At 72.1% G+C, this 26,560-nt stretch carries 24 protein-coding genes; 8 read left to right on the forward strand and 16 right to left on the reverse strand.

The features are described from left to right. Positions 1 to 62: 62 nt before the first annotated feature. Positions 63 to 2,117, forward strand: a complete 2,055-nt coding sequence (gene flhA / locus PZ894_RS20590) for a flagellar biosynthesis protein FlhA (RefSeq protein ID WP_275747686.1) — start codon at positions 63 to 65, stop codon at positions 2,115 to 2,117. Positions 2,118 to 2,148: 31 nt separating this feature from the next. Then, positions 2,149 to 2,445: a hypothetical protein gene (locus PZ894_RS20595; RefSeq protein ID WP_275747688.1), complete on the forward strand. Its 297-nt coding sequence runs from the start codon at positions 2,149 to 2,151 to the stop codon at positions 2,443 to 2,445. Positions 2,446 to 2,828: 383 nt separating this feature from the next. Here the strand turns inward: PZ894_RS20595 and PZ894_RS20600 are convergent, their stop codons facing one another. From PZ894_RS20600 to PZ894_RS20610, 3 genes are read right to left on the reverse strand one after another with little or no spacing between them, the layout of a single operon-like run. After that, on the reverse strand, positions 2,829 to 4,781 hold the full coding sequence (locus PZ894_RS20600) for an ABC transporter ATP-binding protein (RefSeq protein WP_275747690.1): 1,953 nt from the start codon (positions 4,779 to 4,781) through the stop codon (positions 2,829 to 2,831). Then, positions 4,781 to 6,517, reverse strand: coding sequence for an ABC transporter ATP-binding protein (locus PZ894_RS20605; RefSeq protein ID WP_275747691.1), 1,737 nt, complete (start codon positions 6,515 to 6,517; stop codon positions 4,781 to 4,783). The genes PZ894_RS20600 and PZ894_RS20605 overlap by 1 nt, the downstream gene beginning before the upstream one ends. Next, positions 6,517 to 7,107 carry a TetR/AcrR family transcriptional regulator gene (locus PZ894_RS20610; protein ID WP_275747692.1) on the reverse strand — a complete coding sequence of 197 codons (591 nt, stop codon included), beginning with the start codon at positions 7,105 to 7,107 and terminating at the stop codon, positions 6,517 to 6,519. The genes PZ894_RS20605 and PZ894_RS20610 overlap by 1 nt, the downstream gene beginning before the upstream one ends. A 139-nt stretch (positions 7,108 to 7,246) precedes the next feature. On the opposite strand from PZ894_RS20610, the gene PZ894_RS20615 reads away from it, so the two are divergent. Next, the gene (locus tag PZ894_RS20615) at positions 7,247 to 10,177 is read left to right on the forward strand and encodes a hypothetical protein (RefSeq protein ID WP_275747694.1); all 2,931 of its coding nucleotides are present in this window, start codon (positions 7,247 to 7,249) and stop codon (positions 10,175 to 10,177) included. Here the strand turns inward: PZ894_RS20615 and pdxH are convergent. Next, on the reverse strand, positions 10,155 to 10,784 hold the full coding sequence (pdxH, locus tag PZ894_RS20620) for a pyridoxamine 5'-phosphate oxidase (RefSeq protein WP_275747696.1): 630 nt from the start codon (positions 10,782 to 10,784) through the stop codon (positions 10,155 to 10,157). The two genes, PZ894_RS20615 and pdxH, sit on opposite strands and share 23 nt — an antisense overlap. 24 nt (positions 10,785 to 10,808) lie before the next feature. Here pdxH and PZ894_RS20625 point away from each other — a divergent pair, with 24 nt between their 5' ends. Continuing rightward, the gene (locus tag PZ894_RS20625; RefSeq protein WP_275747698.1) at positions 10,809 to 11,912 is read left to right on the forward strand and encodes a citrate synthase 2; all 1,104 of its coding nucleotides are present in this window, start codon (positions 10,809 to 10,811) and stop codon (positions 11,910 to 11,912) included. Here the strand turns inward: PZ894_RS20625 and PZ894_RS20630 are convergent. From PZ894_RS20630 to PZ894_RS20650, 5 genes are all read right to left on the reverse strand, one after another. Then, on the reverse strand, positions 11,846 to 12,469 hold the full coding sequence (locus PZ894_RS20630; protein ID WP_275747700.1) for a hypothetical protein: 624 nt from the start codon (positions 12,467 to 12,469) through the stop codon (positions 11,846 to 11,848). The two genes, PZ894_RS20625 and PZ894_RS20630, sit on opposite strands and share 67 nt — an antisense overlap. Before the next feature lie 34 nt (positions 12,470 to 12,503). Next, positions 12,504 to 13,091 carry a hypothetical protein gene (locus tag PZ894_RS20635; protein ID WP_275747701.1) on the reverse strand — a complete coding sequence of 196 codons (588 nt, stop codon included), beginning with the start codon at positions 13,089 to 13,091 and terminating at the stop codon, positions 12,504 to 12,506. A gap of 47 nt (positions 13,092 to 13,138) precedes the next feature. Further along, positions 13,139 to 14,389 carry an HNH endonuclease signature motif containing protein gene (locus PZ894_RS20640; protein ID WP_275747702.1) on the reverse strand — a complete coding sequence of 417 codons (1,251 nt, stop codon included), beginning with the start codon at positions 14,387 to 14,389 and terminating at the stop codon, positions 13,139 to 13,141. A gap of 444 nt (positions 14,390 to 14,833) precedes the next feature. Continuing rightward, positions 14,834 to 15,496, reverse strand: a complete 663-nt coding sequence (locus tag PZ894_RS20645; RefSeq protein ID WP_275747703.1) for a response regulator transcription factor — start codon at positions 15,494 to 15,496, stop codon at positions 14,834 to 14,836. Positions 15,497 to 15,519: 23 nt separating this feature from the next. Then, on the reverse strand, positions 15,520 to 16,593 hold the full coding sequence (locus PZ894_RS20650) for a sensor histidine kinase (RefSeq protein WP_275747705.1): 1,074 nt from the start codon (positions 16,591 to 16,593) through the stop codon (positions 15,520 to 15,522). A gap of 131 nt (positions 16,594 to 16,724) precedes the next feature. Between PZ894_RS20650 and PZ894_RS20655 the strand changes: the two genes are divergently transcribed. Next, on the forward strand, positions 16,725 to 17,669 hold the full coding sequence (locus PZ894_RS20655; RefSeq protein ID WP_275747706.1) for an ABC transporter ATP-binding protein: 945 nt from the start codon (positions 16,725 to 16,727) through the stop codon (positions 17,667 to 17,669). Next, positions 17,666 to 18,517: an ABC transporter permease gene (locus PZ894_RS20660; protein WP_275747708.1), complete on the forward strand. Its 852-nt coding sequence runs from the start codon at positions 17,666 to 17,668 to the stop codon at positions 18,515 to 18,517. The genes PZ894_RS20655 and PZ894_RS20660 overlap by 4 nt, the downstream gene beginning before the upstream one ends. Here PZ894_RS20660 and PZ894_RS20665 read toward each other — a convergent pair. Both PZ894_RS20665 and PZ894_RS20670 read right to left on the reverse strand, forming a co-directional pair. Continuing rightward, a complete protein-coding gene (locus tag PZ894_RS20665; protein WP_275747710.1) occupies positions 18,510 to 18,995 on the reverse strand; it encodes a GNAT family N-acetyltransferase in 486 nt (161 codons plus the stop codon). The genes PZ894_RS20660 and PZ894_RS20665 overlap by 8 nt on opposite strands. Before the next feature lie 4 nt (positions 18,996 to 18,999). Continuing rightward, positions 19,000 to 19,350: a zinc-ribbon domain-containing protein gene (locus PZ894_RS20670; RefSeq protein ID WP_275747711.1), complete on the reverse strand. Its 351-nt coding sequence runs from the start codon at positions 19,348 to 19,350 to the stop codon at positions 19,000 to 19,002. A gap of 51 nt (positions 19,351 to 19,401) precedes the next feature. Between PZ894_RS20670 and serC the strand changes: the two genes are divergently transcribed. Then, complete coding sequence (gene serC / locus PZ894_RS20675; RefSeq protein ID WP_275747713.1) at positions 19,402 to 20,523, forward strand: phosphoserine transaminase; 1,122 nt, start codon at positions 19,402 to 19,404, stop codon at positions 20,521 to 20,523. 22 nt (positions 20,524 to 20,545) lie between these two features. After that, positions 20,546 to 21,439 (forward strand): DMT family transporter, encoded by an 894-nt coding sequence (locus PZ894_RS20680; RefSeq protein ID WP_275747714.1) that lies wholly within the window; start codon positions 20,546 to 20,548, stop codon positions 21,437 to 21,439. Positions 21,440 to 21,442: 3 nt separating this feature from the next. Here the strand turns inward: PZ894_RS20680 and PZ894_RS20685 are convergent, their stop codons facing one another. The 5 genes from PZ894_RS20685 to PZ894_RS20705 all read right to left on the reverse strand — a co-directional run bounded on the left by PZ894_RS20685 (position 21,443) and on the right by PZ894_RS20705 (position 26,506). Next, complete coding sequence (locus PZ894_RS20685; RefSeq protein WP_275747716.1) at positions 21,443 to 23,218, reverse strand: ATP-binding protein; 1,776 nt, start codon at positions 23,216 to 23,218, stop codon at positions 21,443 to 21,445. Between the two features lie 40 nt (positions 23,219 to 23,258). After that, on the reverse strand, positions 23,259 to 24,473 hold the full coding sequence (locus PZ894_RS20690; protein ID WP_275747719.1) for a sigma-70 family RNA polymerase sigma factor: 1,215 nt from the start codon (positions 24,471 to 24,473) through the stop codon (positions 23,259 to 23,261). 44 nt (positions 24,474 to 24,517) lie between these two features. Further along, the gene (locus PZ894_RS20695) at positions 24,518 to 24,937 is read right to left on the reverse strand and encodes a YciI family protein (protein ID WP_275747720.1); all 420 of its coding nucleotides are present in this window, start codon (positions 24,935 to 24,937) and stop codon (positions 24,518 to 24,520) included. A gap of 100 nt (positions 24,938 to 25,037) precedes the next feature. Beyond that, on the reverse strand, positions 25,038 to 25,709 hold the full coding sequence (locus PZ894_RS20700; protein ID WP_275747722.1) for a hypothetical protein: 672 nt from the start codon (positions 25,707 to 25,709) through the stop codon (positions 25,038 to 25,040). A gap of 233 nt (positions 25,710 to 25,942) precedes the next feature. After that, the gene (locus PZ894_RS20705; RefSeq protein ID WP_275747723.1) at positions 25,943 to 26,506 is read right to left on the reverse strand and encodes a class F sortase; all 564 of its coding nucleotides are present in this window, start codon (positions 26,504 to 26,506) and stop codon (positions 25,943 to 25,945) included. Positions 26,507 to 26,560: the final 54 nt, after the last annotated feature.

Consider the following 26,560-nt stretch of genomic DNA (forward strand, 5'->3'; position numbering starts at 1 on the left):
GCCACGGACGGCGCGCGCAGCCCTTGCCCCACCCCGTTCGTAACTCCTGGAGGACCCCCGTCGTGAAGCGGATCAACCAGCTCGGCGTGCCGGTCGGCATCGTGCTGATCGTCGTGATGCTCGTCGTGCCGCTCCCGGCGGCCGTCCTCGACCTGCTGATCGCGCTCAACATCACCGCCGCGCTCCTCGTGCTGATGGTGGCGATGTTCGTGCACCGTCCGCTGGACTTCGCGGCCTTCCCCGCCGTGCTGCTGGTGATGACGCTCTTCCGGCTCGCGCTCAACGTGAGCGCGACCCGGTTGGTGCTCCTCGACGGCTTCGCCGGGAAGGTGATCGACACCTTCGGCCACTTCGTGGTCGGCGGATCGCTCATCGTCGGCCTCATCGTCTTCGCGATCCTGCTCGTCATCCAGTTCGTCGTCATCACCAACGGTGCGGGCCGCGTCGCCGAGGTCGGTGCGCGCTTCACCCTGGACGCGATGCCGGGCAAGCAGATGGCGATCGACGCCGACCTGAACTCCGGCCTCATCGACGAGGACGAGGCGCGCCGCCGCCGCAAGGAGGTGCACGCCGAGGCCGACTTCTACGGCTCGATGGACGGTGCCTCGAAGTTCGTGAAGGGCGACGCGATCGCCGCGATCATCATCACGCTGGTCAACCTGATCGGTGGCTTCGCGGTCGGCGTCGGTCAGCTCGGCATGCCGTTCGGCGAGGCGATCACGACGTACAGCCTGCTGTCGGTCGGCGACGGGCTCGTCTCGCAGATCCCCGCGCTGCTGCTCTCCGTGGCGACCGGCCTGATCGTGACCCGCTCGGTCAACGACGCCGACATGGGCTCCGACATCGTCCGCCAGGTGATGGCCAACCCGCTCCCCCTGCGGGTGGCCGGCTTCGGCGCCCTGGGCCTGTGCCTGATCCCCGGCCTGCCCAAGCTGCCGTTCATCGTGGCGGGCGGCGCCATGCTGATCGCCTCGTCCCGCTCCGCCGCTGCCGTCAAGGAGGCCGAGGTCGCCGAGCAGGCCGCACAGCAGGCGGCGCCGGCGCTGGCCGCGGCGGACACGCCGGAGCTGCTCGCCGCGGAGATCCAGGTCGACCCGCTGGGGCTGGAGCTCTCCGCCGACATGATCGACCTCGTCGACGCGAGCAACGGCGGCGACCTGCTCGACCGGGTCAAGGCGCTGCGCCGGAAGATCGCGACCGACCTGGGCATCGTCGCCCCACCGGTCCGCACCCGCGACAACCTCCAGCTGCCGAGCCAGACCTACGCGATCATGCTGTTCGGCATCGAGGTGGCCCGCGGCGAGGCGCCCTCGGGCACGGTCCTCGCCATCGGCGACTACCTCGGCTCGCTGCCCGGCCAGCCCACCCGGGAGCCGGTGTTCGGCCTCGAGGCGAAGTGGATCCCCGCCGAGCTGCGCAGCCAGGCCGAGCTCAGCGGCGCGACCGTCGTCGACCGAGCCTCCGTCATCACCACGCACCTCGCCGAGGTCGTCACCCAGTACGCCGGTCGCCTGCTCGGGCGCGAGGACGTCCGGATGCTCACCGACGTCGTCAAGCGCACCCACCCGGTCGTGGTGGAGGAGCTCACCCCGACCCAGCTCAGCCTGGGCGAGATCCAGCGGGTGCTGCAGGAGCTGCTCGACGAGGGCGTCTCCATCCGCGACCTGGTCAGGATCTTCGAGGCCCTGTCGCTGCGCGCCACCCGCACCAAGGAGCTCGACCCCCTCGTGGAGGCAGCCCGCGCCGCGCTCGGCCCGGCCATCGCCGCGCCGTACCTCGTCGACAAGACGCTCCACGTGCTCACGCTCGAGCCGCAGCTCGAGCAGCGGATCCTCGAGTCGCTCCGCCCGGGCGACCACGGCCAGACGATCGCGCTGGACCCCGAGACCAGCCAGGGCCTGATCGCGAGCCTCAACCACCTCAGCCAGGAGATCGAGAACCGGAACCTGCGGCCCGTGCTCGTGTGTGCCCCGCAGCTGCGGCCGGCCCTGCGCCGGCTCGTCGGCCCGATCATCCCGCGGCTCGCGGTCCTCTCCTACCAGGAGCTGACCGGCGCCGACCAGATCCGCTCCGAGGGCGTCGTCACCGCCAACCAGACCCTCGCCGTGAGCGCATGACCCGTCATCGTCGCACCAGGGAGGTTCCCGCATGAGTCCGTTGTCGTGGCCGGTCCTGATCGGCACCTTGCTCGTCGGTTCGCCGGCGCTGTACGCCGCTCAGGTCAGCGGCACGCTCTCCTTCGACGTCGCCGTCGTCCGGCTGCTCATCTGCATGGCCGGCGTGTGGCTCGCCCTCACGGCCGTCGCCTCGCTGACCGAGAGCGCGGTCGCCACCAACAAGCTCGCCGAGGCCCAGGCCAAGGCGGAGGCGGAGGCCGCCGCCCGCGCGGCCGAGCCGGCGCCGACGGCCGAGATGCCGACCGTCCCCACCGAGGGCGCCGCCTGATCGAGGTCGGGGGCCGGAAATGCAGCGACCCGCAGGCGTCGAGCTCCTGAGGGAGCCCGTCTCCGGTGGACGTGATGACCGGATCGCCTGCGGGTCGGGTGACTGCTTGGGATTCACCAGCAGCCGTCCCGGAGTGACTCCACCCCGGGTGTTGCCGATGGGCTGCTAGCGGGCAGCCACCTCACGCGTCCTGAAAGAATTCATTCTTCGGACCACCTCCTTTCCCGTGTGGCTTCACGCTAGGCCGTCGCGGAAGCCTGTTCAAGGGATTAACGGGAGCCCCACGAGCCCCACCGTTCGGGCACTCCTGGCGCTTCTCGGGTGTTGCAACGGCCGAGAAGCGCCGGAATACCCGGTGCACCGGGTATCCCCGCATCAGCCCATCACCCCACGACCTCCTCGGCCGCCGGCGCGGTGAACTGCGCGTTGTATAGGCGGGCGTAGGCACCGTCGGCCGCCAGCAGCGACTCGTGGTCGCCCTGCTCGACGATCGCGCCGTCCTCCATCACCAGGATCAGGTCGGCGTCGCGGATGGTGGAGAGCCGGTGGGCGATCACGAACGACGTCCGGTCGGTGCGCAGCGCCGCCATCGCGTGCTGGACGAGCAGCTCGGTGCGGGTGTCGACCGAGCTGGTCGCCTCGTCGAGGATCAGCAGCGCCGGGTTGGTGAGGAACGCCCGGGCGATGGTGACGAGCTGGCGCTCGCCGGCGGACAGGTTCGAGCCCTCCTCGTCGATGACCGTGTCGTAGCCGTCGGGCAGCGAGTGCACGAAGCGGTCCACGAACGTCGCCCGCGCGGCCTCCAGGATCTCCTCCTCGGTCGCGTCCGGGCGTCCGTAGGCGATGTTGTCGCGGATCGTGCCCTCGAAGAGCCAGGTGTCCTGCAGCACCATCCCGATCTGGCCGCGCAGCGCGGCGCGCGGCATGCCGGCGACGTCGACGCCGTCGAGGGTGATCCGCCCGGCGTCGAGGTCGTAGAAGCGCATCACCAGGTTGACCAGCGTCGTCTTGCCGGCGCCGGTCGGTCCGACGATCGCCACGGTCTCCCCCGGCCGCGCGACCAGCGACAGGTCCGTGATGAGCGGGCGGTCCTCCTCGTAGCGGAACGACACGTGCTCGAAGGCGACCTCGCCGCGGCGTACCGCAGGAGCCGTCGGCGCGGGGGCGTCGACCGGCTCCTCGTCGGCGTCGAGCAGCTCGAAGACGCGCTCGGCCGAGGCGACGCCGGACTGCAGCAGGTTGGTCATCGAGGCGACGGTCGTGAGTGGCTGGGTGAACTGGCGCGAGTACTGGATGAACGCCTGCACCTCGCCCAGCGACAGCGAGCCGCTGGCCACGCGCAGGCCGCCGACCACGGCGACGAGGACGTAGTTCAGGTTCCCGATGAACATCATCGACGGCATGATCAGCCCGCTCACGAACTGCGCGCCGAAGCTGACCTTGAAGAGCTCGTCGTTCTCCTCGGCGAAGGTGCGCTCGACCTCCTCCTGGCGACCGAAGACCTTGACGAGCGCGTGCCCGGAGAAGGCCTCCTCGATCTGGGCGTTGAGCGCGCCCGTACGACGCCACTGCGCGACGAACTGACCCTGCGACCGCTTCATGATCCGCGCGGTCACGATCAGCGACAGCGGCACGGTGACGAGCGCGACCAGCGCCAGCAGCGGTGAGATCCAGACCATCATCGCGAGCACCGCGAGCACCGTCATCAGCGAGGTGAGCAGCTGGCTCATCGTCTGCTGCAGCGTCTGGCTGACGTTGTCGATGTCGTTGGTGACGCGGCTCAGCAGCTCGCCGCGGGGTGAGCGGTCGAAGTAGTTCAGCGGCAGCCGGTTGATCTTCGTCTCGACGTCCTCGCGCATCTGCCGGATGGTGTTCTGCACGACGGTGTTGAGGATGAAGCCCTGCAGCCACGCCAGCAGCGAGGCGCCGACGTAGAGCGCGAGCACGGTCATCAGCACGTCCGCGACGGCACCGAAGTCGACGCCCTGGCCGGGCACGACGTCCATGCCCTGCACCGCGTCGGGCAGCGCCGAGTCGGGGGTGCCCGGCGGGAACTTGGAGCCGATGAATCCGTTGAAGACGAGGTCGGTGGCGTGGCCGAGGATGCGCGGTGCGATCGACATCAGGATCACGCTGGCGATGCCCAGGACGACCACGGCGACGGCCTTGCCGCGGTCGGGGCGCATCAGGCTCACGAGCCGTCGCGCGGACGGCCCGAAGTCCATCGCCTTCTGGCCGACCATGCCGCCCATCGGGCCGCGCCCCGGCCCACCCTGAGGTGCCTCGATGCGCTCGGTGGCCTTGAACTCCTGCTTCTTGGTGCCGGTCTCGGACATCAGGCCGCCTCCTCCGCGCTCAGCTGGGACTGGACGATCTCCTGGTAGGTCTCGCAGTCGGCCAGCAGCTCGTGGTGCGTCCCGCGGCCGACGACCCTGCCGTCCTCCAGCACCAGGATCAGGTCGGCGTCGCGGATCGTGGAGACCCGCTGCGCGACGATCACCACGGTGGCGTCCCGAGTCTCCGGCCGAAGGGCCGCCCGCAGCCTCGCGTCGGTGGCCAGGTCGAGCGCCGAGAAGGAGTCGTCGAAGAGGTAGATGCCCGGCTTGCGCACCAGCGCCCGTGCGATCGCGAGCCGCTGGCGCTGCCCGCCGGAGAAGTTCGTGCCGCCCTGGGTGACGGTGGCGTCGAGGCCGTCGGGCAGCGCCTCGACGAAGTCGCGGCCCTGCGCGACCTCGAGGGCCGCCCACATCTCCTCGTCGGTGGCGTCGGGCTTGCCGTGCTGGAGGTTGCTGCGGATCGTGCCGCTGAAGAGGTAGGCCTTCTGCGGCACCAGCCCGATCTGCTGCCAGAGCAGGTCCGGGTCGAGACGGCGTACGTCGTGGCCCGCCACGCGGACCTCGCCCTCGGTGACGTCGAAGAGCCGCGGCACGAGGTTGACCAGCGTGCTCTTGCCCGCCCCGGTCGAGCCGATCACGGCGACGGTCTGGCCGGGCCGCGCCGCGAAGGAGACGTCCGCGAGCACCGGCTCCTCCGCACCGGGGTAGGCGAAGGTGACGTGGTCGAGCGTGAGGTGCCCGCGCCGGTCCGCCTCGGGCGCGACGACGTCGTCGCTCGTCGGGACCGACGTGTGCGTGTCGAGCACCTCCACGATCCGGTCGGCGCACACCGATGCCCGCGGGATCATCATCAGCATGAAGGTCGCCATCATGACCGACATCAGGATCTGCATCAGGTAGGAGAGGAACGCCGTCAGCGCGCCCACCTCCATCTCGCCGCTGTCGATGCGGTGGCCGCCGAACCAGATGACCCCGACGCTCGAGACGTTCACGACCAGGATCACCAGCGGGAACATCGTCGCCATCCACCGGCCGGCGGCGACCGCGACCTCAGTCAGGTCGTCGTTGGCGTGGGCGAAGCGCTGCGACTCGTGGGGCTCGCGCACGAAGGCGCGCACCACCCGGATGCCAGTGATCTGCTCGCGCAGCACCCGGTTGACCTCGTCGATGCGCTCCTGCATGGCCCGGAAGTTGGGCACCATTCGGCTGACCACGAAGCCGACGCACACGAAGAGCGCCGGGACGGCGACGGCGAGGATCCAGCCGAGGCCCGTGTCCACTCGCAGCGCCATGATCACGCCGCCGACCATCATGATCGGCGACGACACCGCGATCGTGCACGACATCAGCACCAGCATCTGCACCTGCTGGACGTCGTTGGTGGTCCGGGTGATCAGCGATGGGGCGCCGAAGTCCTGCACCTCCCGCGTCGAGAACGTGCCGACGCGGTGGAAGAGCGCCGCCCGGATGTCGCGGCCGAAGCTCATCGCGGTGCGCGAGCCGAACCGAACGGCCACGACCGAGCAGATGATCTGGCCGAAGGAGACGGCGAGCATCACGGCGCCGGTCCGCAGGATGTAGTCGGTGTCGCCCGACACGACACCGGTGTCGATGATGTCGGCGTTGAGCGTCGGCAGGTAGAGCATCGCGAGCACGCCGATGAACTGGAAGAGCACGACCACCCCGAGCCAGGCGCGGTAGGGCGCCAGCTGGGTGCGCAGCAGTCGGAGCAGCATCAGGAGTCGGTCTCCTCTCGGAGGACCCCGTGGAGGATCACGTCGACGATCTCCTCGGGGGCCAGGGGTTGCTGGTCGGAGATGTGCGGATGGCTGCCGGAGAACGTCAGCAAGCGCACCATGTGGACGACCCGGTCGACGGGCAGCGTGAAGCGGTCGGCGTCGCGCTCGAGGAGCTTGGCCAGCCCGCCCTCGGCGATCTGCTGCCGGATGTCCACGTTGCGCACCGCATCGGGCGGCTTGCGCAGCCCCATCGCGGCCATCAGCGTGAAGATGCCGACGAAGCGCCGCTGGAGCAGCGTCGTGTACGCCACCAGCCGGTCGCGCAGCTCGAGCTCCGGGTCGACCTTCGCGACCTGCTCGAGGAACGGCGCCGGATCGAACTCCGCCCGGAGCACCGCGTCGAAGAGCTCCTCCTTGGTCGCGAACGCCCGGAAGACCGTGCCCTCCGCGATCCCTGCCGCCTCGGCGATCAGCCTGGTCGTCGTGGCCCGCCCGTGCTCGTAGAGCAGCGGCCGGGTCGCGGCGACGATCGCCTCCCGCCGCTCCTCCGGGGCCAGCGGCCTGGCCCGCTCCCGTCTCGTGTCCACGGTCGGCAACACTAAATGAGTGAGCACTCACTCACAACTGGATTTTCGGGATAGTCCCTGCCGGTTTCGGGGTTGGGCACGCTCCCACAGCCCGAAACCGTCAGGGAGTATCCCGGCGAGCCGCCTACAGTGCGACCTCGTGCGCGTACGTCGGACCGTTCAGGTCGTCCTCGTGGTGGTGGTGCTGGGCCTGGTGGGCGCGGCGATGGCGGCCGGGATCTCCGCCTCCCTGGGGATCCGCACCGAGGCCAAGGACGTGCCGGTCGAGGACCTGCGGGTCGCGCCACCGCGGGACGCCACGCCCCCACTCGTGTTCACGCGGATCGCCGCGCCCGACACGCTGCGCACCCGGACCGCGGTCGCCGAGCTGCGCGACGCCGTGTCGGACGCCGAGGGGACGAGGGGCAGCGCCACGCTCGTCGTACGCCACGGGCACGGCGACCCCGACGACGACACCTACCGGCTCGGCGGCACCCGGCGGGCCCTGCGGATCACCGCGGCCAGCGAGACCGGGGCCGTGCGCGGCGTCTACGACCTGGCGCTCGCCGCACGCGAGCGGCGGCCCCTCACCGAGCGCCTCGGGCAGACGGTCACGAGCCGGCTGCCGTTCCGGATGGTCGACCTCGGCGCCGCGGGCGTCGACGCCGACCCCGAGCAGTGGCGCGGCGGCGAGGACTACTCCCACTACTCGCGGGCGTTCGAGGACGCGATCCTGCCGGAGGCGCCGTACGTCGACCGTGCGGCCCTCCCCGAGGCCCGCGCGAGCGTCCTCTCGTTCGTGAGGCACGAGCTGGCCGAGGGCTACAACGCGATCGCGGTCCCCGGCTTCCTCGAGTACCTCACCTTCGCCGACGTGCCGGAGGTCTACGCGGACGACCCGGAGTACGTCGCGCGCGCCGAGGCCATGCGGGCGGCGTTCGGGCCGATCTGGCGGGAGGTCCACGACCTCGGGATGCAGGTCTACCTGCGCACCGACATGCTCGTCCTGAGCGGGCCGCTCGAGCAGCACCTGCGCGACGAGTTCGACCTCGACACGACCGACGACGCGTTGTGGGACGTCTACGAGAAGGGCCTCGACGAGCTCTACCGCGAGATGCCCTACCTGGCGGGGGTGGTCCTGCGGATCGGCGAGGGCGGCAGCATCTACAACCTGCCGGGCTGGGACTACTACTCCGAGATCACGGTGACGACGGCACCGGCGGTCCGCGCGATGCTCACCGCGTTCACCGACGAGGCCGAGCGGAGCGACACGACCGTCGTCTTCCGCACCTGGAGCGTCGGCGTCGGCGCCGTCGGCGACATGCACACGAACCCCGACAGCTACCACGAGGTGCTCGACGGCCTCGACTCACCGAACCTCGTCGTCTCGACCAAGTACAGCCTCGGCGACTTCTACAGCTGGCTGCCGCTCAACGACACGCTCGAGACCGGCGACCAGCGCCGCATCGTCGAGCTGCAGAGCCGGAGGGAGTTCGAGGCGTTCGGCGCGATCCCCAACGACCTCGGCACGCTGACGCGGCAGGCGCTCCAGCGGTTCCTCGCCGCCAACCCGCACGTCGAGGGCATCTGGACGTGGACCCAGGACGGTGGGCCGTGGCGCGCCGGCCCGATGACGCTCCAGCTGACCCATGGCTTCTGGCAGCTCTACGACCTCAACACCGAGGTCGCCGCCCGCCTGGCCCGCGACCCGGACGCAGATCCGGCCGAGCTCACCGCCGACTGGGCACGCCGGTGGTTCTCCACCGACCCCGCGACCGTCGCCGCAATCACCACGGCGATGGCGTCGTCACGCGAGGCCGTGACCCAGGGGCTCTACATCGAGCCGTTCGCCCAGGTGCGTGCCTTCGCGCTGGGCCTCGAGCCACCGCCGCAGATGTGGATCTTCGAGTGGGACATCCTCACCGGCGACAGCGCCGTCCTGGACGTCATCTACTCGATCGTCCGCGACTCCGGCCCGACGGGCGTCGACGACGCGATCGCGGCAGGCGACCGGGCCGTCGACACCGCCGACGAGATGTTCGGGCTCGTCGCGGACACCGACCCGGCGACCTGGCGCGACCCGGCTCTGCGACAGGAGTTCCTCGACGCCCTCGACTACCAGGTCGACCTCTTCCAGATGCTCGCCGCCTACCGCGCGATGGTGCTGCGGCACGCGCACTGGCTCGACACCGGCGAGGGCCGCGAGGAGTGGGCCCAGGCGCGGAGCCGCTTCGACGCGACGGCCGACCTGCACGAGCAGGTGTACGGCGACGACCTCGAGCTGCCGGCGTACAACCTGACCGCCGCGCGGATCGGCGAGGAGCGCGCGGACCGGGACGTCGAGATGGCGTGGCTCGCCCGGGGTGGGCTGCTGGCGCTGCTGCTCGCGCTCGGCCTGACCCGCACCGGCCGCACGATGGTGCGCTCCGCGCTGGCCCCGTGGCGCGAGCCCGGGCCGGTCAGCTGGTGGCTCGTCGCGGCGATCCCGCTGCTGGCCGTCGTGTGGAGCAGGCTGGTGCTCACGTGGTTCCTGGCGCCGGCGCACCTGCTGCTGGTCGGCATCGGCTGGGCCGTGCTGGCGGGCGTCGTCCTCGCGACGCGGTCGTGGTGGGTGGCGACGGCCGTCGGCGGCGCGGTCACGCTGCGCACCCTGCTGCTCCTGGCGGTGCTGTCGGTGCGCGGCCCGGGCGGCTACTGGTTCGTCTTCTGGACCGAGCCCGGGTGGCGGACGGCGTACGTCGTGGTCTCGTTCGTGCTCTTCGGCTGGGTCCTGGCATGCCTGGCATGGGCGCTGGCCGGCGCCACGGGGCGGCGCCGCGCCGGGGCGACCGTCCTCGGTGTCGTCGGCGCCACCCTGCTCGGCGTCGGCGCCCTCACCGCCGCGGTCGGGCTCGAGGACGCCCTCGCCGTCTGGAACGACCAGCTCGCGCTGCTGCCGTGGGGCATGGCGCGGATCCTGGGCATCACGACGTTCCTGGGCATCCCCGAGGCGCTGCCGTGGTGGCTGCTCGGCGCGGGCGCGGTCCTGCTGCTGGGCGCGCTGGCGTTCGGGCTGCCGCGCCGACGGCTCAGGGCGCCAGCCGCTCCGTGAGCCACCCCGCGCCCGCTCGCCGGAAGCGCAGCCGGTCGTGCATCCGGCCGGGTCGGCCCTGCCAGAACTCCACGGCCTCGGGGCGCACGACGTACCCTCCCCACTCGTCGGGCACCGGCACGTCCACGGGATACCGCTCCTCGGCCTCGGCGTACGCACGCGCGAGCGCCTCCCGCGTGGTCACCTGCGACTGGTGGGACGCCCACGCGCCGAGCTGGGAGCCGCGCGGGCGCACGGAGAAGTACGCCGCGACCACCTCGCGCGAGACCGGCGTCGCGACACCGTCGACCCGCACCTGGCGCTCCAGCGGGTGCCACGGGAAGAGCAGTGCGCAGCGCGGGTTGTCGGCCAGTTCCAGTCCCTTGCGGGAGCCGGTGTTGGTGTAGAAGACGAAGCCGTCGGCGGACAGGCCCTTGAGGAGCACCATCCGCGACGAGGGGGCCAGGTCGGGGCCGACGGTCGCGACCACCATCGCGTTGGGCTCGTGCAGGCCGGCGTCGACGGCGTCGCCCAGCCACCGCTCGAACATCGTCACCGGGTCCGGCGCCAGGTCGGCCTCGTCGAGTCCCGCTCTGCCGTACTCCTCGCGCAGCGCCGCCAGATCCATGCCGTCGACCCTAGACTGCCGACCGTGACTGACGTACACCATGGACTGGAGGGCGTGGTCGCGTTCGAGACGCAGATCGCGGAGCCCGACAAGGAGGGGTCGGCGCTGCGCTACCGCGGCGTCGACATCGAGGAGATCGTCGGGCGCGTCCCGTTCGAGAACGTGTGGGGCCTACTGATCGACGGCAGCTACGCCCCCGGCCTGCCGCCGGCGGAGGCCTACAACATCCCCGTCCACACCGGCGACGTGCGCGTCGACGTGCAGGCGGCGATCGCGATGCTGGCGCCGGCCTTCGGCTTCCGGCAGACCTACGACATCAGCGACGAGCAGGCCCGCGCCGACCTGTCGCGGGTGGCGGTGATGGTGCTGTCGTACGCCGCCCAGTCGGCTCGCGGCCTGCACCGGCCGGTGGTGCCGCAGACCGAGGTCGACCGGGGCGACACCCTGGCGGAGAAGTTCCTGATCCGCTGGAAGGGCGAGGCCGACCCCAGGCACGTGAAGGCGATCGACGCCTACTGGAGCTCCGCCGCCGAGCACGGGATGAACGCCTCGACCTTCACCGCCCGGGTGATCACGTCCACCGGCGCCGACGTCGCGGCGGCGTTCTCGGGTGCGATCGGCGCGATGAGCGGCCCGCTGCACGGCGGTGCTCCGTCACGGGTGCTCGGCATGATCGAGGAGGTCGAGCGGCGCGGCGACGCCCGCGCGTACGTCAAGGAGCTGCTCGACCAGGGCGAGCGCCTGATGGGCTTCGGCCACCGCGTCTACCGCGCGGAGGACCCGCGGGCGCGGGTGCTGCGGCGTACGGCGCGCGAGCTGGCCGCCCCGCGCTACGAGGTCGCCGAGGCGCTGGAGCAGGCCGCGCTCGCCGAGCTGCGCGAGCGCCGGCCCGACCGGGTGCTCGAGACCAACGTCGAGTTCTGGGCCGCGATCGTGCTCGACTTCGCGGAGGTCCCGGCCCACATGTTCACGTCGATGTTCACCTGTGCCCGCACCGGCGGCTGGTCGGCGCACATCCTCGAGCAGAAGACGACCGGGCGGCTGATCCGGCCGTCGGCGATCTACGCCGGGCCGTCCGCGCGACCGGCCTCGGACGTCGAGGGCTGGCGCGCGGAGTGGGGCGCCTGACGGTCGGCGTACCAGCTGGTGCGCCCGCGTGCGCCGTCCCGGTCGAGGGAGACGTGCACGTGGTCGCGGTGGCGCAGGGTGCGCGAGCACTTCGAGCGTTGCTCGCACGCCGAGTTGAGGTACGGCTCGGGCCGGAACCCGTTCCACGCCGGATAGATCCGGTCCGCCCAGATCACGTACATCACGCCCATCCGGCGTGCCCTGGCGTCCTCGTTGCCCCGCCGGTCGGGCTCGAACAACGCGCGCAGGAGGGCCTTCACCCGGCGGCGGTCGGCGGCGCGGCGTACGTCCGCGGACCAGTCGAAGGCGCGTCCCGCCTGGTGCTCGGAGGTCACGCCCTGCTTGCGGCCGCAGGGCCGGGCGCCCCCGACCGGGCGACCACCGAACTTCCGCACGACCCACCGGCCGAGCACCGCCGTGCCCGTCTTCGGCGCGGGGTGGCACTTGTGCGCGGGCTGGTAGGACGAGTAGTCCTCGATCGGCTCGGCGGCGTGGCCGGGCGCCAGCAGACCGAGGCAGAGCAGCAGGCCGAGCAGGGCCGGGACACCGAGACGCACGAGCGGTTCATCGGCCGGCCGCCGGCGCACCTGATCACTTGCGCGTGGTGCGCTCCAGGTAGGCCAGCCCGCGCGGCGAGACCTCGTAGCCGACGTCGAAGCTCCGGGTGAGGCCGAGGTTCTTCAGCTTGCGCACGTCGATCTTGAAGGGGTCGCGCTCGCGACCCATCTCCGCGGCGAGGTCGGGCGCCCGCGTGTGCGGACGGCGGCGGATGAGGTCGAGCGTCGCCATCGTCCATGGGCCGTGGCTGCTGGCGCGGTCGAGCCGATCGAGCTTCGCGTCGATCGCGGCGACGTCCTCGTCGGTCAGGTCGGCGCTCTCGCGCAGCGCGACGCGCGGGTCGGGCCCCGCCCAGCTCAGCCGGACGCGGTACGTCGTCGGCACGTCGACCACCTTGTCCAGCTGCCGTCGCAGCCGGTCGGCGTCCGGCCACCCGGCGGCGACCGCGTCCTCGTCGGTGATGGCGTCGGCGTCGACCACCTCGACCTCGTCCACCCGCACGACGCCGGCGACGGTGCGGAACTCCGACCCGACCCGCACGTCCTGCTTGCGCCAGCGACGGTATGCGAGCGTCACCGATCCGTCGGCGACCCCATGGGCGACCTTGGGCGGGAGCAGCATGCGCTCAAGATAGGCGATCCGGTCGGTGCCGTCGCGCCGGCTGCCTGTCACGTGCGTCGGTGGAACTGGACCTTGCCGGTGGGCAGGTACGTCGTGTCGTAGCTCGAATCGTGGGCTCGGTTGTGGTGCCAGTGACACAGGGACACCCCGTTGTCGAGGTCGGTCTGGCCTCCGTCGACCCAGCGGGTGCGGTGGTGGGCGTGGAGTCCGGTGGTGTGGTCGCAGCCCTCGGCGGTGCAGCCGTGGTCGCGGAGGAGCATCGCGACCCGCTGGTGCTCGGTGAAGTACCGCCGCTTCCTGCCGAGGTCCAGCGGGATGGAGTGGCCGCCGAGGACGGCGGGGATGATCCCGGCCTCGCACGCCAACCGCCGCGCCAGACCGGGGCTGATCTTCTCCCCGGTGTCGAGGACACATGCCTTCTCCAGGCGGTCGAGGAGGGTGTCGAGGTCGATCAGCACGGTGACGGTGGCGTTGACGCCGCCGGTGTGGGGCAGCTGGTCGGTGGGGTAGCGCTCGATGAGCTCGCACAACGCCTCCCCCATGGCCTCCGGGGTCGGCCGGCGCTCCACACCCGCACCGGCGCCGTGGGTGGCGGCCTGGTGCTTGGGTGCGGTGATCGCGCTCAGCGCCTTCTTCAGTGCCGCGGCGTGGTAGGTGGGGATGGCGAAGGTCCCGTGCGCCTGGCCGTGCCCGTCGTCGTAGATGGTGAACCGACACGCCTTCGCCGCGGCGTTCTCCTCGGCTTCGAGCTGCGCGGCCTCGTGGGCGTCGGCCTCCTCGGGCGCGACGACCTCGTAGAGGTGCCGGCCGAGGTGATTCAGCGCCTTCGCGTCGTGATCCTTCGCCTGGGCGAGAAGATGCTGCTCGGCCTTCCCCCGCGTGTCGGCGCCGAGGTCGGTGGGGAGGCGGTCGACCCAGCGGAGGATCACCCGCGCCTGCTCGGCCAGCACGTCGCCGGTGGCGAGGGCGTCGCGGGTCAGGGTGTGCTGTTCGAGGTCGTGACCGAACCGGACGGCACGGTGCGCCTCCGCGCGGGTCGCCCTGGTCTGGTGGGCGAGCCAGTTCGCCGCCGACGACGCGCCGACCTCGGAGCCGACGTGCAGGTCGTCGGCGTGCGCGGCGACCCTGGCCTCGAGCTCGGCCAGTCTGGCCCTTGCGCGGGTGAGCGCGGTCAGGGTCTGGCCGGTCTCGGCGGCGTCCATGGACCACACCGAGGCGTCGGTGACGGCATCGAGCTCGGCGTGGACGTGCGCGACCGCGGCACTGACCCGGTGTCGGGGTGTCGCGATCGCTGTCATGGGTCCACTCAAGCACCGACCACCGACACTGCGAGGCTCAGAACCCGCTAATTCACAGGGGTCTGGGTCACGAACAGATCACGATCCAAAGCGCCACTCCACACCCGGATCGGTGTCCTGTGCAGGGGTGGTTTCGAGACAGGCGCCAGGGCGCCTTCCTCAACCACCGGGTGTCCCGACCGCAGGTCGGCGTCCTCCCTGTAGGCGCCGACGGACGCGCGGGAGGAGCCGTCAAGGACGGCGAAGCCGCCGCAGGGAATCCTTGACGGCGGGGGACGCGCGTCCATCCTGGCGCCGCCGGGAGGACGCCGACAGTCGCTACCCCTGGAGCGCCGCGCCCGGCACGACGTACCCGACCACCCCTGCGGTGGTTTCGAGACAGGCGCCAGCGCGCCTTCCTCAACCACCGTGCGTCTGCGCGCCTTCCTCAACGACCGTGATGGGTCAGGGGCGATCGCCGAGGCCCGACTCGAGGGCGAAGACGACCAGCTGGGCGCGGTCGCGCGCGTGCAGCTTGACCATCGCGCGGCTGACGTGGGTGCGGACGGTGTCGGGGCTGACGACGAGCTGCTCGGCGATCTCCGCGTTCGACCGCCCCGTGGCCACCCAGGAGAGGACCTCGCGCTCGCGGTCGGTGAGGTCGCCGAGGCGAGGGTGGACCCGCGCGCGTGGACCGACCCGGCCGAACTGCTCGATCACCCGACGCGTCACCGACGGCGCGAGGAGCGACCCGCCGTCGGCGACCACCCGGATCGCGTCCAGGAGGCGCTCCGGCTCGGTGTCCTTGAGCAGGAACCCGCTGGCGCCGGCGCGCAGCGCCTCGAAGACGTACTCGTCGAGCTCGAAGGTCGTCAGCACGACGACCTTGACCCCGCTCAGGTCGGGATCGGCGGCGACCTCGGCGAGCAGACCGAGCCCGTCGAGCACCGGCATCCGGATGTCGCAGAGCACGACGTCGGGGTGGAGCCTGCGGATCATCGACAGGCCGGCGCGCCCGTCGTGGGCCTCGCCGACCACCGTGAGGTCGTCCTCCGAGCCGATCAGCGTGGACAGGCCCATCAGCACCAGTGGCTGGTCGTCGACGAGGGCGACGCGGACAGAGGTCATGGAGGTCATCGAGGTCATCGAGGTCACCGGGCCACCGGGATCTGCGCCCGGACCCGGAAGCCCGTCGCGTCCGGCCCTGCCTGGAGCGTGCCGCCAAGAGCCTCCACCCGCGACCGCATGCCCGCGATGCCCATGCCGCCATCCTGCCCGACGGCGGCCGCCGCACCGACGCCGTCGTCGGAGACGATGACGGTGAGCCCGACGTCCGTCCGCTCGAGCACGACGGCCGCCCGCGTAGCCCGGGCATGGCGCAGCACGTTGGTCAGGGACTCCTGCACGACGACGTACGCCGTGTGGTCGGCCGCGCCCTCCAGCGCGCCGGGGTCGCCGCGGCGCTCGACCGCCAGCCCGCCCGCGCGGACGCGTTCGAGGAGAGGATCGAGATCGGCGAGACCCGGCGTCGCCCGACGGGGCGCCTCGCTGCCCGACATCCGGGCGAGCTCGGCGCGCAGCGACTCCAGCGACTCGCGGCTGGTGTCGCGGATCGCCTCGAGGCTGCGCCGGGCGGCGGTCGGGTCCTTCTCCAGCACGTGCAGCGCGACGCCGGCCTGCATGGCGATCACGGCGAGTCCGTGGCCGACGCCGTCGTGGAGGTCCTGCGCCATCCGCAGTCGCTCCTCGGTCGCGGCCCGCCCGGCCAGCTCGGCGCGCATCCGGCCCCGGTCGACCAGCCACCAGCCGCCGAACGCCGCCACCGACGACATCGCGGCCACCCCGACGGACTGCCAGAACACCTGCGGCCCGCCGTCGCCGTTCGCGGCGCGGACGACGAGTCCGGTCACGGCCAGCACGACCGCGGCGACGCCGGCGGGCAGCAGCACCCGCGGCCGGTGCCGAAGCGACGCGGCGAGGAGGGCCAGCGGCAGCGCGAGGAACATCGGCCCGTTCTCGAGACCCGCGGCGAAGTAGCCACCGACCGCGACTCCCGACAGCAGCACCGCCGCGCGCCCGCGATGGCAGGCCAGCACCAGGGCGGCCCCCGCGGCGATCGAGCAGACGGCCACGGCCGGGTAGGAGTCGGAGCCGCGGTTGGTGCCGAGCGACCCGACGACCAGCAGCGCGGCCGGCACCAGCCACGGCAGGGGAGATCTGAGCATCGTCCGAGGCTAGGCCGCGCCGCGCGTCGCGGCGTACGACGACGCGAGGCATCGGCGTACGCGGATCTGCGTACTCCGGTGCCGCTGACGAGCGGACGCGCCGGGACGGTCCCTCGACGACGGTGGATGCCATGACGGAACTCATGGTGCAGACCCGAGGGCTGACCAAGCGCTACGGCAGGGGCGACCACGTCCGGCTCGCCGTCGACTCGGTCAGCATGACCGTGCGACGCGGTGAGGTGTACGGCTTCCTCGGCCCCAACGGGGCCGGGAAGACCACCACGCTGCGCATGATGCTCGGGCTGGTCCGGCCGACGGCCGGCAGCGTGAGCGTCCTGGGCGAGCCGGCGGGCCGACCCGAGGTGACGGAGCGCGTCGGCGCGCTGGTCGAGGGGCCCGGCTTCTACCCGTACCTGACCGGGCGCGACAACCTGATGGTGATGGCCCGCTACCGGGGGCTGTCGGAGCGGACGGTCGACGCCGCGCTGGAGCGGGTCGACCTGGCCGACCGGGGCGGCGACCGGTTCAAGAGTTACTCCCTGGGCATGAAGCAGCGGCTCGGGGTCGCGTCCGCGTTGATGGGCGACCCCGACCTGATCGTGCTGGACGAGCCGACCAACGGGCTGGACCCCGCCGGCATGGCGGACATGCGCGCGCTGATCGTCGCCCTGGCGCGGGGCGGTCAGACGGTCCTGCTCTCGAGCCACCTGCTGGCCGAGGTGCAGGAGATCTGCGATCGCGTCGGCGTGATCAGCGAAGGTCGGCTGCTGCGCGAGTCGACGGTCGCCGACCTCCGTGGCAGCGCCTCCCTGGCGGTGCGGGCCGAGCCGCTCGACCTCGCGCTGGCGGTCGCGATGCGGATCGCCGGCGACGACGGCGTGCACGTGCTCGACGACCGGCTGGCGCTGGAGCTCCCCGCGTCCGCGGCGCCGGACCTGGTGCGGCAACTGGTGGCCGACGGCATCGACGTCCACGAGGTCACCAGCCGCGAGCGGACCCTCGAGGAGGTCTTCTTCGAGATGACCGGCTCGAACCGGAACCACGAGAACGACGAGCACGAGGAGGCAGTGCGATGAACGCCATCATGAGGAGCAGCCGGGCCGAGCTGCTGCGGCTGCGCCGGTGGCCGGCCGTGTGGGTGACCCTGGGTGCTTGGGTGGCGCTGGCGCTGATGTTCGGCTACGTGTTCGGCTATCTCGCCTACAAGACCGGCGACAACAGCTTCGCCAACGAGGGTGAGTCGATGAGCTCGGTGCTGCAGGAGCTGCTGCCGGTGTCCGTGCCGGACGTGCTGCTGCAGGGCATGCCGATGTTCGGCGGCGCGCTGATGATGGTGCTGGGCGCGATGGTCGCCGGCAGCGGCTACGGCTGGGGCACCTGGAAGACGGTGTTCACCCAGGGCCCGTCGAGGACGGCGTCGGTGCTCGGCTCCCTGGTCGCCACCACGGTCTACGTCGTCGGCACGGTGCTCTTCACGCTGGTGCTGTACGTCGGGGTCTCGCTGGCGATCGCGCTCAGCGAGGGTCAGGACGTGGTGTGGCCGTCGGCCGGCTCGGTGCTCGAGTCGGTGCTCGCCGGGCTGCTGGTGCTGGAGATGTGGGCGCTGGCCGGGTTCGCGCTCGGCACGCTCTCCCGCGGACCCGCCCTCTCGGTCGGTCTTGGACTGGTGTGGGCGCTGGTCGTGGAGAACCTCCTGCGCGGCGTCGGCAACCTGCTCGGCGCGATCGAGGCGCTCACGCACGTGCTCCCCGGCACCGCGGCCGGATCGCTGGTGGGCTCGCTGATCGGCGTCGACGCGGGCGGCGGCACCCCCGGGGTCGTCGACGCGATCTCCGGCACCCAGGCGACGTGGACGGTCCTCGCGTACGTCGTCGCGCTGCCGGTGCTGTCCCTGGTGCTCGTGCGCCGGCGGGACGTCAGCTGACGGCCCCGGTCGTGGGCAGACGCTTCGCGTAGCAGCGGGACAGCGGCGAGTCCCGGTAGTGGCCGAAGGGCGGCACCGGGACGTAGCCGCTGGTCTCGTAGAGGGCGATCGCCTCGGGCTGGTTGAGGCCGGTCTCGAGCACGACGACCTCGAAGCCGTGGGCGGCGGCGCTGGCCTCGAGCCCGGCGAGCATCCGGCGCGCGAGGCCGCGCCCGCGGGCGGCGGGAGCGACGTACATCCGCTTGATCTCGGCGGTGACGGTCGTGCCGAGCGCGACGACCCCAGAGCGCCGCCAGGCGCCGGTCGCGACCGGCGCGTCGCGGGCGTAGCCCACGAAGAAGCTGCCCTCAGGAGGCTCGAACATCAGCGGGTCGAGGGGCGTCTCGTCCGGGCCGCCGTGGCGGACGACGTACTCCGCCTGCACCTCCTCGATCAGCCGCATCGCGTCCGGATGGCCGTACCCGACCAGCCGGAGCACGAGGTCAGCCGACCGCGGCACCACAGGACTCGCAGAACCGCGCGGTGGGCGACGTCGCCGTACCGCAGGACGAGCAGAAGCGACCACCTCGCGGGGCCGTCGCCTGCTCGATCGTCACGCGGGCGTAGGCGCCGTTGCGGGTCAGGATCGCGGCGCGGGTGAAGGCGATCAGGCCGAACCCGATGACGGCGGCGAATCCCCCCGCGGCGAAGAGCATCATCGAGGAGTCGCCGTCGGAGCCGGGGTCGGAGCTCGCGAAGCCGGCGAAGCCGGACACGACGCACACCAGTCCGCCGAGGAGGACCACCCCGCCGACCAACAGCAGCAGGGTCTGGAGCAGGGTGCGGTTGTTCATGATCTGTCATCCCCCGTGGGCTCGCCGGTACGGCTGACAGAATAGGGAAGCGTGAGCGACGCCCTGCAGATCCCCCGTGACCTCCTCCCCGCCGACGGCCGGTTCGGGGCCGGTCCGTCGAAGATCCAGACGTCCCACGTCGAAGCGCTCGCGGCGACCGGCTCGTCGCTGATGGGTACGTCGCACCGCCAGGCGCCGGTGCGCTCGCTCGTCGGTCGGGTCCGCGCCGGTCTGTCCGAGCTGTTCTCGCTGCCCGACGGCTACGAGGTCGTGCTGGGCAACGGCGGCGCGACGGCGTTCTGGGACGTCGCGACCTTCGGGCTGATCCGGGAGAAGTCGCAGCACCTGTCGTTCGGCGAGTTCACGTCGAAGTTCGCCGCAGCGGCCTCGGCAGCGCCGTGGCTCTCGGCGCCCTCGGTCCGCGTGTCGGAGCCCGGCTCGCTGCCCGACCCGGTCGCCGAGCACGACGTCGACGTCTACGCCTGGGCGCACAACGAGACCTCGACCGCGGTGATGGCCCCGGTCGTCCGGCCCGACGGCGTCGCGGCAGACGCGCTGGTGCTCGTCGACGCGACCTCCGGCGCGGGGGGTCTGCCCGTCGACGTACGCGAGACCGACGTCTACTACTTCGCCCCGCAGAAGTCCTTCGCCTCCGACGGGGGCCTCTGGCTCGCACTCTTCTCCCCCGCGGCCCTCGAGCGCGCCGCCTCGATCGCGGCCACCGACCGGCACGTCCCGGCGTTCTTCGACCTGCCGACGGCGATCGACAACTCGCTGAAGAACCAGACCTACAACACGCCCGCGGTCGCGACGCTCTTCCTGATGGCCGAGCAGCTGGACTGGATGAACGGCTCGGGCGGGCTGCCCGGCATGGTCGCGCGCACCACCGAGTCGTCGGAGATCCTCTACACCTGGGCCGAGAAGTCGCCGCACGCCTTCCCGTACGTCGCCGACCCCGCGCACCGGTCTCTGGTGATCGGCACGATCGACTTCGAGGAGGGCATCGACGCCGCCCGCATCGCCGCCGTGCTCCGCGCCAACGGCGTCGTCGACACCGAGCCCTACCGCAAGCTCGGTCGCAACCAGCTCCGCATCGCGATGTACCCGGCCGTCGACCCCACCGACATCGAGGCCCTCACCCACTGCATCGACTGGGTCGTCGAGCGGCTCTGACGGGAGTGCCCGAGTGAGCTGGATGGCAGCAGCGATCGCCCTGGCGTCGGCGGTGGCCGCGGGGTGGTCGACCGCGCTGATGCACTACGGCGCGTCGAGCGCCGGTCATGGCGTGGGCGCGGCCGAGCTGGCACGGCACGTGCTGTCCGAGTGGCGGTGGCGGCTCGGTGTGGTGGCCTCGCTGGTGGGTCTGGCCCTCCACGCCACCGCCCTGCACCTGGGCTCGTTGACCATCGTCCAGCCGCTGGCGGTCACGGCGCTGTTCTTCTCGATGGTGTTCCGCGACCTGCTCGACCACCGGCCACCCCCGCCGCGGACCGTCGCCTGGGGCGCCATCACGGCCGTCGGCCTGGGACTGTTCCTCACTGCCGCCGGGCCGACCGGCGGCGACGACGCGCCGGACGGCCGGGCCGCGGCGTGGCTCACCGGGCTCGGCGTGCTCGGCGTGCTGGTGGCGCTGCGCGCGTCGGGGCGGTTCCCGAGGCACGCGGGCCTGCTGCTGGGGACGGCCGGCGGCATCGTGTTCGGTCTGATGGCGGGCGCGATCAAGTCCACGACGAGCGCCTGGAGCACGGGCGATCTCTTCACGTCGTGGCCGCTCTACGTGATGGTGTGCGTCGGCCTGAGCGGCTTCCTGCTCAACCAGCACATCTACAACCGGACCAGGGTGACCGAGTCGTTGCCGATGCTGAACCTGGTGAACCCGCTGGTGGCGCTGACCTTCGGCATCGCCGTGTTCGCCGAGCGCCCGAGCGGCTCGCCGCTGTCGCTGGCGCTGGAGTGCGTGGGGCTCGGCGTCGTGCTGATGGGCATCTTCGTGCTGGGTCGCATCGGCGTCGACGAGTCCGAGGGATCCGCCGCCGGAGGTTCCCGCGCCCCCGGGGCACCCTCCCACCCCGCGAGAGGGCCTCGCTGAGGATCAGCTGCCGGCGAGAGAGACCTCGCGGTCTGCGACCGGCGCCTCAGCGAGGTCCGCACCGTGGGCACGGCGGGGCAGGCGCACGGTGACCGTGGTCCCACGATCGGTGCTGGACTCGACGTCGATGGACCCACCGTGCAGCGCGACGATGGCCTGGACGATCGTGAGACCCAGCCCGGTCCCCTGGACCGCCCGCTCGGTGGCGATCGAGGACCGGAAGAAGCGGGTGAACAGCTGACCCTGCTCGGCGTCCGGGATCCCCAGTCCGGTGTCGGTCACGACCAGCGTCGACCCCAGGTCGTCGCCGGCCAGGCGCAGCGCGATCCGACCGCCGTCCGGGGTGAACTTCACGGCGTTGGTGAGCAGGTTGACCAGCATCCGCTCCAGCTCTGCCGGGTCCACCTCCTGGCGGACCGGGTCGTCCGGCACGTCGACGACGACCTCCAGCGATCGGTTCTCGAGCGTCCAGGCAACCGCGTCGAAGGCGGTCGAGACGACGTCGCGCAGGTCGGTGGGGACGGCGTTGATGGTGAGCCTGGACGACTCGATCTGCGAGAGCGTGAGGAGGTCCTCGACCAGGACCAGCAGCCGGCGGCTGTTGCGGTTGACGCGGTCCACCAGCGTCACCTGCGCCTTGCCGAGGTCGCCGACCGCGCCGTCCTCCAGCACCTCGAGGTAGCCGATGATGCTGGTGAGCGGCGTACGCAGCTCGTGGCTGACCGTCGAGACGAAGTCGGACTTGACCCGCTCGAGCTCCCGCAGGCGTTCGACCGCCTCCTGCTCGGTGGCCAGGGCGGCCGTCAGCGCCTGCTCGGTCTGGTGCTGCTCGGTGACGTCGCGATAGACGACCACGACCTCGCGCGTCCCGCCGCCGTCGGGCGACGGCAGCGGGACAGCCGAGAAGTTGAGCACCCTCCCCTCCGGGACAGCAGCGTTGCGGACCACCAGGTCGACGTCGCTCGTGCGGTCGCCGGCCAGGGCCTGGACGTGGGGCAGCTCGTGCACGGCCACGGCCGTGCCGTCGGGGTGGAACAGGCCGAACCCGTCGTCCGGTCCCAGGCCGCGCGCCTCGTTGTCGGCCCCGCCCATCAGGGCGACGGCGGCGGGGTTGCGCAGCCGGATCCCTCCCTGCGGGTCGAGGACCACCAGGCCCTCCCGCAGCGAGTCCACGATGGTGCCGAGCAGCTGTGTCTGCGCCAGCGCGGCGCCGCGCGCACGCTCGTGCAGCCACCAGTTGACGACGCAGGCGATGGACGCGCAGGCGAAGAAGCCCGCGTGCACCGCCGCGAAGAGCCACGGTCGTTCCCAGGCGGCCGGGTGGTTGTAGACCTCCCGCGGTGCCGCGGTGCCCATCACCCCGTGGTGGACCAGCACGTAGACCACACCGAGGGTGAACGGCGCCCACGCCTCGTAGAGCGCGATCACCGGGATCATCACGAAGAAGTGGAAGTGAGCCTCGATCAGGCCCTCGGACAGGTGCACCATCACACCCGAGCAGATCATCAGGCCGCCGGCGGCGATCGAGGCCTGCAGGGCCCGACTCATCCGCACGTAGCCGGCGAGCAGCGCCGCCATCAGGACCGGTGCCGTCTCCACCCAGGCGTGCCCCAGCGAGTTGCCCTTGTAGACCGCGTAGATCGGGATCGCGACGACGTGTCCCCACAACAGCACCATCACCGCGCGGTGCCGGGCCTGCCAGGCCGCATCGGGCAGCGAGCCACCGCGCGGCAGCCACGAGGGCCACCGCCGACGTCGCCACCACGATGAGAACGGCACGTAGGTTGATCGGCCGCTCCGCGGCGAACCTGAGAGTCTGCTAGTGGATGTCCTCGGCCGGGCCCGACGCGACGATCTTCCGCTGGAGCACCCGGCGCTCGCCGTCGTTGCGACACAGGGCCAGCGCGGCGGCGAGCTCCTCGCGCGCCTCGTCGGTGCGACCGAGCCGGGTCAGCACCTCGCCCCGGACGGTCGGCAGCAGGTGCGTGCCGGCCAGCGACCCCTCGGCGACGAGCGCGTCGACGAGCGACAGGGCGGCGGCGGGGCCGTCGGCCATCGATACCGCGACGGCGTGGTTGAGCGAGACGATCGGCGACGGCGCGAGCCGGCCTAGGGCGTCGTAGAGCACGACGATCTTCGCCCAGGCGGTGTCCGCGACCGACGGCGCCACCGCGTGGCACTCCGCGATGGCCGCCTGTACGCCGTACGCGCCGAGGCCGCCGCCGGTGCGGCCCGCGACCGCGAGCGCGGCCCGTCCGCGGCGTACGGCCGAGCGGTCCCAGCGGCGGCGGTCCTGGTCCTCGAGCAGCACCGGCTCTCCCTCGCCGTCCAGCCGGGCCGGGAACCGTGACGCGGTCAGCTCCAGCAGCGCCAGGAGCCCGTGGGTCTCCGCGTCGTCGGGGACGAGACGGGCGAGCATCCGGGCCAGCCTGACGGCCTCGCGCGCCAGGTCGACGCGGATGAGGGCTGCTCCGGCCGACGCGGTCGAGCCCTCGGTGAAGATCAGGTAGACCACGCTGAGCACCGACGGCAGCCGCTCGCGGCGCTCGTCGGGCGCAGGCACCTCGAACGGCACCCGGGCCGCCGCGAGCGTCTTCTTCGCCCGGGTGATCCGCGCCTGCACCGTCGCCGTGGGGACCAGGAAGGCGCGGGCGATCTCGTCGCTCGTCAGACCGCCGAGCACCCGCAGGGTCAGCGCGACCTGCGCCTCCCTGGACAGCGCCGGGTGGCACGAGATGAAGATCAGCGCGAGCACGTCGTCCTCGATGCGGTCGGGATCCCAGTCCGGCTCCTCGGCCTCCGTGGTCTCGTGCGCGATCGCGGCGTACCTCTCGTCGAGGGCCGACCGCCGCCGGAACGCGTCGATCGCGCGCCGGCGGGCGGTCGTCAGCAGCCACCCTGCGGGGTTGGCGGGCACGCCGTCGCGGGGCCAGGTGACCAACGCGACGGCGAGCGCCTCCTGCGCTACGTCCTCCGCGAGCGTGAAGTCGCCGGTGTAGCGGGCCAGCGTGCCGACGATGTGGGCGGACTCCATCCGCCACACCGCCTCGACCGCTGACCGCGTCGCCCCGGACCCGCTCACAGCTGGCCGGTCGCCTCCCGCCATGCCCGCTCCTTCTGGATCCACGGGTTGTCCTGCGGGAACTCGTCGATGCTCGTCACCCGGCGGATCTCGGTCTTCATGCCGGGGCCGGTCATCGGTGCGCGCTTGGCCCACTCGACCGCCTCCTCCTGCGACGCCACGTCGAGGATGTAGTAGCCGCCGAACAGCTCCTTGGTCTCGCCGTACGGCCCGTCGGTCACCACCGGCGGCGTCGACGAGAAGTCGACGATGACGCCCTGCGCGGCCTCGTCGAGGCCCTCCGCGGCGACCAGGACCCCCGCGTTGATCAGCTCGTCGTTGAAGCGGCCCATCGTCTCGAGGATCTCGTCGAACTCGATGTTCGCGAACTCGGCGAACGCCTCGTCGGTGGCCCGCATGATCAGCATGTACTTCATCGCTCTGCCCTTCTCGGTGGGGTCGCCCTCCGACCCTCTCACCCGACAGACGAACGGCGGGAGCGCCGGATCGACACCCGCCGGGAAATTTCTCGAGTGGTCAGGGGAGGTCGACCAGCGCCGCAACCCGGTCCGCGCGGGCGTCGGCGGACAGCCGGACCTGCCACCCGGTGCCGACGGGCTGCCCGCAGGGTCGGAGCAGGTCCACGGGCGAGCGGGCGTCATCGCAGGCCAGGCTGAGCACCTCACCGCCGACCGGTGCGCGCACCTGGACGAACGTCGGTCCGGCCTGAGGAGTCGACTCGAGCCCGACGGACACGGCCGGGACCAGCCGACGACCGGGTTTCGTGCTGCTCTCGTCGGTCGTCCCGTTGAGCACGTAGGTGGCGCGCACGAGCGATGTCGGGCGGTCGAGCCGGACCCCTCGCGGCTCGACCTCGCCGCTGCCCTCGTCGGCGAGGATCGTGCCGTCGGCGGCCACCAGCCGCAGGTCGGTGGGGCGTGGCGCGCCGGGAGCGGACCACTCGGACAACCGCAGGCCGGTGATCGCGTCGAAGCTACGGATCCACTGGGTCACCTCGACGCTGCCGTCAGCGCGGATCTGGCCGACCACCAGCATGCCCTGGCTCGGGAGGGCGCTCGGGGGCAGGAGGCCATCCCCTCGTAGCTCAGCGGGACCGGTCTCGTCGCCCGATCGGACCGCACCGACCAGGAGGACGCCTTCGACCAGCAGCGCCGCGGCAGCAGCGAAGGCGAAGGACCAGGTCAGCACGCGCCTGCGCCGCCGTCGATGATCACGGGTGTCCGGCGACCCGGGGGCCGACCCGGTTGCCGACGCGGTTGCCGACCCGTCCGGCGTCTCAACCTCGGTGGCGAGCTCGTCGGGCGCCCTCGTGGCAAGTCGCTGGGGCGGCCTGCGCCGCGGGCGCCTGCGTCCGGCCCGGTCGGCGACCGGGCCGACGATGCGCGGCCTGGGGCCGGCCGGGGTCGCACGAGACGTCGGCTTCACGAGCGCCCCTCGGTGTCGGGGGGACCATCCGGAACTGCGGTCACGACGGCGAGCCTCTGGTACCCCCCACGGTCGGGCAGGTACGGCGGGGCACAGGTCACCAGGGTGAGCCGGCGCGGCCCGCGGACGGAGTAGAGGTACGTCGCCCCGCTGGTGGCCTCGCGGGGCAGGAGCCTGCGGGAGCGGATCAGGAACGGCTGCTCGAGGGTCCTCGACCGGAGCCTGACCCGCTGTCCAGGTCGGACTTCCAGCAGTTCGGCGAAGGCCCCGAGGCCGACGTCGATCCCGTCCACGTGACCGGCGACGAGCGTCGACCCGAAGGCGTCGCCGAGGCGCGCGCTCCCTCGCCACCACCCTGCCTCGCCGACGTCGTCGGGCACGTCGAGCACGCCGCGCTTCAGCGTCGACGCCGGCCGGACACGTACCGAACGGCCGCTCGGCAGCACCAGCTGCCGCGGCGCTTGGGCGTCTGGCGGACCCACACGTCGGGCCGGTCCTGCCTCGAGCGATCGCCCGACCTCCTCGGGGTTCGCCGTCGCTCCGCCCTGGTCGACGCTCACGCAACCGCAGGCTGCGGCCGCGACGAGCCCCGTTGCTCCCGCCAGCAAGGTCCG

It is taken from the genome of Nocardioides sp. YIM 152315, from assembly GCF_029210375.1.
GTDB lineage: Bacteria > Actinomycetota > Actinomycetes > Propionibacteriales > Nocardioidaceae > Nocardioides.

What these genes read in the sequence shown, in the direction of transcription:
- PZ894_RS20595 (WP_275747688.1), top strand. Translation starts at nt 2,149, where the DNA reads ATGAGTCCGTTGTCGTGGCCGGTCCTGATCGGCACCTTGCTCGTCGGT.
- PZ894_RS20600 (WP_275747690.1), bottom strand. Translation starts at nt 4,781, where the DNA reads ATGTCCGAGACCGGCACCAAGAAGCAGGAGTTCAAGGCCACCGAGCGC.
- PZ894_RS20605 (WP_275747691.1), bottom strand. Translation starts at nt 6,517, where the DNA reads ATGCTGCTCCGACTGCTGCGCACCCAGCTGGCGCCCTACCGCGCCTGG.
- pdxH (WP_275747696.1), bottom strand. Translation starts at nt 10,784, where the DNA reads ATGGATCTGGCGGCGCTGCGCGAGGAGTACGGCAGAGCGGGACTCGAC.
- PZ894_RS20635 (WP_275747701.1), bottom strand. Translation starts at nt 13,091, where the DNA reads ATGCTGCTCCCGCCCAAGGTCGCCCATGGGGTCGCCGACGGATCGGTG.
- PZ894_RS20640 (WP_275747702.1), bottom strand. Translation starts at nt 14,389, where the DNA reads ATGACAGCGATCGCGACACCCCGACACCGGGTCAGTGCCGCGGTCGCG.
- PZ894_RS20645 (WP_275747703.1), bottom strand. Translation starts at nt 15,496, where the DNA reads ATGACCTCTGTCCGCGTCGCCCTCGTCGACGACCAGCCACTGGTGCTG.
- PZ894_RS20650 (WP_275747705.1), bottom strand. Translation starts at nt 16,593, where the DNA reads ATGCTCAGATCTCCCCTGCCGTGGCTGGTGCCGGCCGCGCTGCTGGTC.
- PZ894_RS20655 (WP_275747706.1), top strand. Translation starts at nt 16,725, where the DNA reads ATGACGGAACTCATGGTGCAGACCCGAGGGCTGACCAAGCGCTACGGC.
- PZ894_RS20660 (WP_275747708.1), top strand. Translation starts at nt 17,666, where the DNA reads ATGAACGCCATCATGAGGAGCAGCCGGGCCGAGCTGCTGCGGCTGCGC.
- PZ894_RS20670 (WP_275747711.1), bottom strand. Translation starts at nt 19,350, where the DNA reads ATGAACAACCGCACCCTGCTCCAGACCCTGCTGCTGTTGGTCGGCGGG.
- PZ894_RS20680 (WP_275747714.1), top strand. Translation starts at nt 20,546, where the DNA reads ATGGCAGCAGCGATCGCCCTGGCGTCGGCGGTGGCCGCGGGGTGGTCG.
- PZ894_RS20690 (WP_275747719.1), bottom strand. Translation starts at nt 24,473, where the DNA reads ATGGAGTCCGCCCACATCGTCGGCACGCTGGCCCGCTACACCGGCGAC.
- PZ894_RS20695 (WP_275747720.1), bottom strand. Translation starts at nt 24,937, where the DNA reads ATGAAGTACATGCTGATCATGCGGGCCACCGACGAGGCGTTCGCCGAG.